Origin of the sequence: Arthrobacter celericrescens (assembly GCF_003614925.1) — a bacterium.
GTDB lineage: Bacteria > Actinomycetota > Actinomycetes > Actinomycetales > Micrococcaceae > Arthrobacter > Arthrobacter celericrescens.
Genome location: NZ_QYLP01000063.1, coordinates 1 through 5,804 on the forward strand (window position 1 = coordinate 1; position 5,804 = coordinate 5,804).

At 67.0% G+C, this 5,804-nt stretch carries 7 protein-coding genes; 3 read left to right on the plus strand and 4 right to left on the minus strand.

Translation table 11 applies throughout. The annotated features are described in order from the left end of the window. Nucleotides 1-73 precede the first annotated feature (73 nt). Nucleotides 74-1,282, minus strand: coding sequence for an MFS transporter (locus D3654_RS12065; protein WP_120521743.1), 1,209 nt, complete (start codon nt 1,280-1,282; stop codon nt 74-76). Nucleotides 1,283-1,474: 192 nt separating this feature from the next. Here D3654_RS12065 and D3654_RS12070 point away from each other — a divergent pair, with 192 nt between their 5' ends. Next, nucleotides 1,475-1,909 carry a (deoxy)nucleoside triphosphate pyrophosphohydrolase gene (locus D3654_RS12070; RefSeq protein WP_120521744.1) on the plus strand — a complete coding sequence of 145 codons (435 nt, stop codon included), beginning with the start codon at nt 1,475-1,477 and terminating at the stop codon, nt 1,907-1,909. A gap of 8 nt (nt 1,910-1,917) precedes the next feature. On the opposite strand, the gene D3654_RS12075 is transcribed toward D3654_RS12070, so the two are convergent. After that, nucleotides 1,918-3,048, minus strand: a complete 1,131-nt coding sequence (locus D3654_RS12075; protein WP_120521745.1) for an Rv2578c family radical SAM protein — start codon at nt 3,046-3,048, stop codon at nt 1,918-1,920. A gap of 90 nt (nt 3,049-3,138) precedes the next feature. On the opposite strand from D3654_RS12075, the gene pcp reads away from it, so the two are divergent. After that, entirely contained in the window at nt 3,139-3,771 is a 633-nt protein-coding gene (pcp, locus tag D3654_RS12080) for a pyroglutamyl-peptidase I (protein WP_120521746.1), read from the plus strand. A 24-nt stretch (nt 3,772-3,795) separates the two neighbouring features. On the opposite strand, the gene D3654_RS12085 is transcribed toward pcp, so the two are convergent. Continuing rightward, complete coding sequence (locus D3654_RS12085; protein ID WP_120521747.1) at nt 3,796-4,431, minus strand: SIMPL domain-containing protein; 636 nt, start codon at nt 4,429-4,431, stop codon at nt 3,796-3,798. Beyond that, nucleotides 4,428-4,880 (minus strand): hypothetical protein, encoded by a 453-nt coding sequence (locus D3654_RS12090; RefSeq protein WP_120521748.1) that lies wholly within the window; start codon nt 4,878-4,880, stop codon nt 4,428-4,430. Before D3654_RS12090 ends, D3654_RS12085 begins: the two co-directional genes overlap by 4 nt. Nucleotides 4,881-4,981: 101 nt before the next feature. On the opposite strand from D3654_RS12090, the gene D3654_RS12095 reads away from it, so the two are divergent. After that, a partial coding sequence (locus tag D3654_RS12095; protein ID WP_120521749.1) for an LppM family (lipo)protein occupies nt 4,982-5,804 on the plus strand: 823 nt, incomplete at its 3' end.

Consider the following 5,804-nt stretch of genomic DNA (forward strand, 5'->3'; position numbering starts at 1 on the left):
ACGCCGGCCGTGCATCCATGCACGGCCGGCGTTCTGCTCAACGGTTCCTCTGTGGCGGTCACCGCCAAGCGGGTCAGGCGGTCAGCGGACGCCGTCGTTCGAGCAGGCCGCTCAGCGCCGCGACGCCGAGGCCAAGCACGGCCAGGACGGCACCCACGAGGGCGGGTGCCACGTAGCCCCAGCCCCAGGCGATCACCACGCCGCCGAGGAAGGCGCCGAGGGCGTTCGCGACATTCAGCGCCGAGTGGTTCAGCGATGAAGCAAGCGACGGCGCGTCGGGGGAGGCGTCGAGCAGACGGGTCTGCAGGGCGGGGACAAGCATCGACCCGGTTCCGCCGACCACGAAAACCATGATCAGCGCGGACCACGCCCAGTGGGCGGCCACCGCATAGACGACCAAGGCCAGGGCAATCGCCGGAAGCACCCGGTAGATCGTCCCCATGACCGACTTGTCCGCGATGCGGCCACCCAGGATGTTGCCGGCCACCATGCCCAGGCCGTAGAGGGCCACCACGAGCGGGACCATGGCCTCGGGCATTCCGGCCACGAACGTCATGGTGTGCGCGATGTAGGTGTAGGTGGCGAAGAAGCCGCCGAAGCCGATGATGCCGATCAGCAACGCAAACCAGACCTGGCCGCGCCTCAGGGCACCGAGTTCGCGGCGGATGCTCGCACCCGGGTGGGCCGCCTCGAAGGGGACGAACTTCCAGATCAACGCCGTGGTGAGCGCGCCGATGACCCCGACCACCACGAAGAGCAGCCGCCAGCCGAAGGCCTGGCCCATCCAGGTGGCGGCGGGAACACCGATGACGTTGGCGACCGTCAGGCCGGCCATCACCATGGAAATTGCCCACCCTCTCTTGGTGGGAGCCACCAGGCTTGCGGCGATCACGGCGGCCACACCGAAGAAGGCGCCGTGCGGAAGGCCGGAGGCGAAACGGCTGAGCAGCATGGTGCCGTAGTCCGGGGCGATGAAGGAAGTCAGGTTTGCAACGCTCAGGAACAGCATCAGGCCCAGGGCGAGGTTCTTCCGCGGAAGCCGCGCACCCAGGGCGGCAAAGACCGGCGCACCCACCACCACGCCGAGGGCGTAGGCGGAAATCAGGTTGCCGGCTTCCGGCGTGCTGATGCGCAGCCCATGCTCGATTTCCTTGAGGAGGCCCATCATGGCGAATTCGGTGGTGCCGATCGCAAAGCCGCCCATGGCGAGGGCGAAGATAGCCAGGGCGAGGTGTCGGGTGCCGCGCTTTGCAGCTGCGGCGGGCGCTTTGGTTTGGGTCATGGTCCTGTTTCTGGCTGTCCTGTTTCTGGCTGCGGGCCGGGCGTTTCCTCCGCTGGGCCTGAGCGGGCGCGGAGGATAAATCAGATTTTCAAGTCTAGTGTTGTGTAACCCTGCCGTGCCGGCGTCTGTTCCCGGGGGAGCAGACCGGGGTCCTTGGTGGGCCGCGCTGTCCGGGCGAACTAGGCTGGTGCGGTGACTTCACTCATCAGCGTCTCCGGTGCCGCCGTCGTCGACTCCCTGGAAAATCCCCGCCGTCTTCTGGTGGCGCGCCGCAGTGCGCCCCCGAAGTTCGCCGGAATGTGGGAGTTCCCGGGCGGGAAGGTCGAAGACGGGGAAACCTTCGAGGACGCGTTGCACCGGGAACTCCGGGAAGAGCTCGGGGTCGACGTCCGCCTGGGTTCCGAGATCCCCGCCCCGGAAGAGGCCGGATGGCCGTTGAATAAGCGGGCCGTCATGCGGGTCTGGTTCGCGGAGGTGCTCGACGGCGAGCCGCGCCCCCTTGAGGACCATGACGAACTGCGCTGGGTCCTCTTGGAGGACGGCGAGGAGGCCTTGGGCCTGCCTTGGATCCCGGCGGACTTCCCGATTGTGCGGGCCCTGCTGGAACAGGTGGCTGCCAGGGCCTGAGAACACGGTTAGAAGAGTGTGGCTTGCTCCGTGGAGACTGCCTGCACTTTCTGGTGTTCCTGCCCGGTTCCGGCCGCGCGGTTGTGGTTCCGGGCATGGCGGTGGCTGAACCCGCTGCTTGCGGTGAATCCGTGGCGGGCCTTGAAGTACCTGACCCTGCCGGCCAGCCACTCACGGTATTCCTTCGGCGGGTATGCGCCCTTCGAATAGAGCTGGCGGTACCGGTCCGTCAGTTCAGGATGGTTCGCGGCCAGCCATTGCATGAACCACTCCTTGGTTCCAGGCTTCAGGTAGAGGGCTCCGGCAGTCACCCCGCTGGCGCCCGCCGAGGACAGTGCGCCGAAGAGCGTTTCAAGGGCGTCGTCGCTGTCACTCAACCAGGGCAGGATCGGCATCGCCATGACACCGCAGGGCAGGCCGGCGTCGCGCAGGCGGGCAATGAGCTTCAGCCGTGCCCGGGGTGCCGGAGTACCCGGCTCGACCGCGGCAGCCAAGGCCTCGTTCATCGTGGCCAGGGAGATGCCGAGATCCACGGGAACCTGGCTGGCCGCGTGCTTGAGCAGCGGGATGTCCCGCGACAGCAGGGTTCCCTTGGTGAGGATCGAAAACGGCGTGCCGGAATCCGCCAGCGCCCGGATGATTCCCGGCATGAGCTGATAGCGGCCCTCGGCCCGCTGGTACGGATCGGTGTTGGTGCCGAGGGCCACCTGATGGTGGCCCCAGGACGGCCGGGCGAGCTCCTTGCGCAGGATCTCGGCGGCGTTGATCTTGACCACCACCTGCGAATCGAAGTCCCGGCCGGCGTCGAACTCCAGGTAGGTGTGGGTCTTGCGGGCAAAGCAGTACACGCATGCATGGCTGCACCCCCTGTAGGGGTTGATGGTCCATTCGAAGGGCATGCGGGAACCGGCAGCCACCTTGTTGAGCACTGATTTTGCCGTGACCTCATGGAAGGTGACCCCGGAGAATTCGGGAGTAGAGACGGAACGCACAAGCCCGGCCAGCGGAAGCAGTGCAGCAGGAGCAGGGGCAGCCCTGGATGCACTGCTTTCGCCGGCGTCTCCATTGTTCACACCGCGCAGCTCCGGTCCAGGCAGTTCCGGTTCCTGCGGTGAAAGAGCCTGTGCGTCCCATCTCATGGATCAATTCGAATATATGTTCGAATTTAAGTCAAGGATGTCCTGCACCCCAGCCTCGCGGGTCCAACGTCGCAAGGTAGCCTTGGGCGCATGATCCTCCTGAGCGGTTTCGAGCCTTTCGACGGCGATCCAACCAACCCTTCCTGGGGTGCGGTGCAGGCCGCCCGCGATATCCTCCGCGCGGAGGGCCTCGAGGTCGAGGCCGTCGAGTTGCCGTGCGTTTTTGGAGAATCCGCCCAGGTGCTCCTCCGGGAGATCGCACGCCTCCGGCCGGCATTGGTGATCAGCGCCGGACTGGCCGGCGGGCGCGACAGGCTCTCCCTGGAACGCGTGGCCATCAACTGCGACGATGCACGGATCCCGGACAACGCAGGAAACCGCCCGGTGGACGAGGAAGTGGTTCCGGGCGGCCCTGCTGCGTACTTCAGCACCCTTCCCGTGAAAGCGGCGCTGCGCGCCTTGCAGATCGCCGGCCTGCGGGCCGACGTTTCGCAGACCGCCGGAACGTACGTGTGCAACCATGTGTTCTATGGGCTCATGAACCACCTCGCCACGGACTCGTCCGGCACGCGCGGCGGCTTCATCCACGTTCCGCGCCAAGCGCGGGAGGGCACCCCGGGCGGAATGTCGGTGCGCGACATGGGGGAGGGGATCGCCGTCGTCGTCCGGACGGCGCTGGCGACAGCGCAGGATGTGAAGGTCTCCGCGGGCGCCATCCACTGAACCCTATTCAGGCTGCGAGCAGCTTCAGGGCGCCAGCAGCTCCCACGTCACCACGATGCCCGCCGACACCGCGACCGTTCCCGGTTCGATGGCGACCCCCTCCACGGCGAAGGTGCGGGCCATGTCGCGCGCAACCGGCACCGGCATGCCGTGCTCGGGGCGCTGCTCAATCGAGAGCACCTGCCCCAGCCGGGAAGCGGCCAGGCCGGCGAACCGCCGGGCCTTGACCTCGGCATCATGCCAGGCAGCGTCCTGCGCCATCGCCGCAACTGCGGAGGAGTCCTTGAATCCCTGCTCGATCCCGTTGATGCGCACGCTGTTGCCGCCGGCCGAAATCGCGGCGGAAATCGCCTCAGGCGCCAGCTGCGGCGGGCCCAGCCGGGCCACCAGATCCGTGGACGCCACATAGCCGGTGACCTTCTGCCCCTGGTTCTCCACCCAGACCACATCCGGCCGCAGGTTCAGTCCGCTGGTGCGGAGGTCGCCATCGGCCACGCCTTGCCGGCGGAGTGCTTCGGTGACGTTGAGCGCGACGCCGGCGGCGTCGTCGTAAGCGCGCGCTGCAGTGTCCTGGCGGACCTCGACGGCGAGGGTCAGGGTGAGCAGGTCCGGAACCGCTTCGGCGGTGCCGTCGCCCGTTACGGTGATGCTGCGGGTCATGTCATGCCTCGATTCGTTGTGCCGCCCCGGTTTCCCGGGCCGGTCCGTTGCCTGTCAGGGTAGCCGCCCGCGGCGAGGCCGGCTTGCCGTTCGAAGAAGTTGGCGGTGCCGGGATTGCCGGTGCGAAGCATCGACCATCCGGCGCACAGGAAATACAGGACCAGGAACGGCAGCCCCAGACACCAGGCGTACTGTGTGCTGTGCCGCTCCTCGTGGCCCAGCAACACGGGATCCTGCCCGGCGCTCGCGGTCCCCGCCCGGTACAGCACCACGTTCCCGACGGTGAACGCGGGAGCATGGGGGAGTCCCCAGCGGTAGCCGGCGGCGATGGTGAGTCCCCGGGGTCCGGCGCTGCACCTGGCTCCCGCAGCCCGGGCGAGCAGCAGGCCCAAGGGAGTGGAGAGGTTCAACGCGTTGGCGATCCGGCGGAGCCGCTGCCCGGGAGTCATAGGGCCATGCTAATGCCGCCCCCTTGGCCGGGTCCGCAGGCAAAGCTACTCTGATCTGCAGACACCAGGAACTCTTGGTGGATGGATGATCGGGGGGAATTATGCGGCCACAACGTGCCGTCGCCGCCATCGCTGTTCTGGTGGCCGTGCTCTTTGCGTTGACGGGTTGTTTCAAGCTCAACATGGACATCAAGGTCCACAGCGAGAAGAGCGTTGACTATGAAGTGGTCTACGCGCTCCAGAAGGACGTCCTGAAGGGCAAATCCTTCGACGAATTCATGAAGTCGAACAACGGCTCGGCGGACATGACCGTCCCTGAGGGCGCGAAGGTCGAGGAGTTCGAAGACGCCCAGTACAAAGGCAAGCGGATCACCGCCGCCAACATCGACCCCGCAAAGATCGCCGAGGCCGAAAAGGACTCCACCAACAAGATGACCTTGGTCAAGGAGGGCGACTTCTACGTCCTGACCATGGGGAACCTGTCCAACGACTCCAATGACCCGCAGGCTGCACAGCTCGCCAAGGCCATCTTCGATGAAGCCATGCTTAAGGTGACCTTCCCGGGGAAGGTCGTGGAGGCGAACGGCGCGAAGATCGACGGCAACACGGCCACCATCGACTTCCTGGCCACCGACGCCAAGCAGATCAGGGTCAAGGCCGAAAGCTCCGCAGGATTCCCTATCCCGATGTGGGCGTTGTGGGGCGGCATCGCCCTGATTGTCGTGATCGCCGGAGCTGTGCTGCTGTTCGTGCTGCTGTCCCGGCGCAGGGCCCAGCCCGCTCCGGCCGGAGGACCGCTGCCCGACGGCGGCCCCGTACCTCCCGGTGGACCGGTGCCGCCGGGCGTGGCGCCGTCGTCGTGGCCCGCGCCTCCACCCGCAGCCCCGCCGGCCGCCCCGCCGCCCCTGCCGGGCCACCCGCCTG

Bases quoted from the DNA above. Each gene is read 5' to 3' on its own strand.
- D3654_RS12065 (WP_120521743.1), bottom strand. From the start codon at position 1,282: ATGACCCAAACCAAAGCGCCCGCCGCAGCTGCAAAGCGCGGCACCCGA.
- D3654_RS12075 (WP_120521745.1), bottom strand. From the start codon at position 3,048: ATGAGATGGGACGCACAGGCTCTTTCACCGCAGGAACCGGAACTGCCT.
- pcp (WP_120521746.1), top strand. From the start codon at position 3,139: ATGATCCTCCTGAGCGGTTTCGAGCCTTTCGACGGCGATCCAACCAAC.
- D3654_RS12085 (WP_120521747.1), bottom strand. From the start codon at position 4,431: ATGACCCGCAGCATCACCGTAACGGGCGACGGCACCGCCGAAGCGGTT.
- D3654_RS12090 (WP_120521748.1), bottom strand. From the start codon at position 4,880: ATGACTCCCGGGCAGCGGCTCCGCCGGATCGCCAACGCGTTGAACCTC.